General features: G+C 75.7%; 2 protein-coding genes. One reads left to right on the top strand and one right to left on the bottom strand.

The genetic code is table 11. The features are described from left to right. Positions 1-207: 207 nt before the first annotated feature. A complete protein-coding gene (locus tag ACE3Q3_RS24260) occupies positions 208-678 on the bottom strand; it encodes a DUF721 domain-containing protein (protein WP_374450423.1) in 471 nt (156 codons plus the stop codon). 54 nt (positions 679-732) lie between these two features. Here ACE3Q3_RS24260 and mutY point away from each other — a divergent pair. Next, the coding region (gene mutY, locus ACE3Q3_RS24255) for an A/G-specific adenine glycosylase (RefSeq protein ID WP_374450421.1) at positions 733-1,849 on the top strand (1,117 nt) is incomplete at its 3' end.

Here is a 1,849-nt window from a genome sequence, read left to right as displayed (position 1 = left end):
GCGTCCGGCTTGCCGATGACCCGGTCCGCCATCATGGCGTCGACCGTCGGCGCCTGGGCATGCGCTGCGGCGACCGGCAGGGCCAGCGCCAGCGCCAGCACCCAGAGCCGCAGGACCACTGCAAATCGCGCCAAAGCCGCCTCCGATCCACGAGATGTTGGGTCGGGAATATAAGTCGCCCCCCGGATCGAGGCAACCGACGGCGCTTCAGCCGCCGGTTTCCCGGGCTCGCCGCGCCATCGCCGCGCCGAGCGCCGCCAGTGCCGTCTCGAGCTCCGAGGCACCTTCGGACGGCGGCGGCGAGGGCGAGGGCGAGGGCGACGCCGGCGGGGCCTTCGGTCGCGCCGACAGGACGGCGTGGCGGAGCGCGATCCGGGCGACCGCGCGGAAGCCGAAATGGGCGTTGATGCGCTCGACGATGCGGTGCGACAGGTGCTGGACCTCGAGCGCCCAGGCCGACTCGACGCGCAGGTGCAGGGTTCCGTCGCGACGCTGGCCCTTGGCGAAGGCGAGGCGCTCGGGCTGCGTGTGGTCGGCGAGCGGCACCCCGACGATGGCCCGCCAATCGGTCAGGATCGCCGCCACGGCGAAGCCGTAGCGGGCGAAGACGGGGCGGGCGACACCGGTCACCATGCGGCCGACCGGCGCCAGCCCGGCGGCGCTGCGCGCGTCCTTCATCGGCCGGCGAATCCCTGGCGGTCTGCGAACATGGCGCGAGTATAGTCCGCCCTGATGCCGACCGCGCCCGCGCCGACCGACGTCGCGCGCCTTCTCCTCGACTGGTACGACCGCCATCGCCGCGTCCTGCCGTGGCGGGCGCTGCCCGGCGCCGGCGCCGATCCCTACCGCGTCTGGGTCAGCGAGGTCATGCTGCAACAGACGACGGCGGCCGCCGTCGCCAACGCCTTCGCCGGCTTCCTCGCCCGTTTCCCGACGGTCGAGGCGCTGGCGGCGGCGCCGATCGACGAGGTGCTGCATGCCTGGCAGGGCTTCGGCTACTACGCACGGGCGCGCAACCTGCACCGGGCGGCCGGCGTCGTCGCCGCCGCCGGCGGCCGCTTCCCCGACACCGAGGAGGGCCTGCGCGCCCTGCCCGGCGTCGGCCCCTATATCGCGGCCGCGGTCGCGGCGATCGCCTTCGACCGCCCGGCGACGGTGGTCGACGCCAACGTCGAGCGCGTGGTCGCCCGGCTCTTCGCGATCCGCACGCCGCTGCCGGCGGCCAGGCCCGCCATCCGCGCCGCCACCGCGACCCTGACGCCGCCCGGCCGGCCGGGCGACTTCGCGCAGGCGATGATGGACCTGGGCGCCACGGTCTGCACGCCGCGGCAGCCGCGCTGCATGATCTGCCCGCTCGAGTCCGCCTGCCGCGCATCGGCCGAGGGCGTCGCCGGCGCGCTGCCGGCGAAGTCGCCGAAGCCGGAGCGGCCGCGGCGCCATGGCGTCGCCTACTGGTTGACGGCATCCGACGGCCGGGTCCTGCTGCGCCGGCGACCCGCCGAGGGCCTGCTGGGGGGAATGATGGAGGTGCCGACCGGACCCTTCCGCGACCGTCCCTGGGAGGCGGCGGAGGCGGTGACGGCCGCACCGGTGGCGGCGGACTGGCGTCCGCTCGCCGGCACGGTCGCGCACGGCTTCACCCACTTCGGCCTGGAACTCCGCCTGTTCGCGGCGCGCATCGGAGGCGCCGACCCGGCGCTCGGCACCTGGTCGGAGGTGGCGCGCCTCGGCGACCATGCCCTGCCGACGCTGATGAAGAAGGTCGTCCGCCACGCGCTGGCGGCGGGGCAGGATTCTAGGGCGGCGCCAGCCGTTCGCGCACCGCGGGCGGCAGCGAGCCGTCGCGCCA

It is taken from the genome of Allostella sp., assembly GCF_041913585.1.
Classification (GTDB): domain Bacteria; phylum Pseudomonadota; class Alphaproteobacteria; order ATCC43930; family Allostellaceae; genus Allostella.
The sequence above is the reverse complement of the archived record's forward strand: the minus strand, read 5'-3'. Positions and strand labels throughout refer to the sequence as shown.

Excerpts from the sequence above, each read along its gene's own strand:
- ACE3Q3_RS24260 (WP_374450423.1), bottom strand. The coding sequence starts at position 678 with ATGAAGGACGCGCGCAGCGCCGCCGGGCTGGCGCCGGTCGGCCGCATG.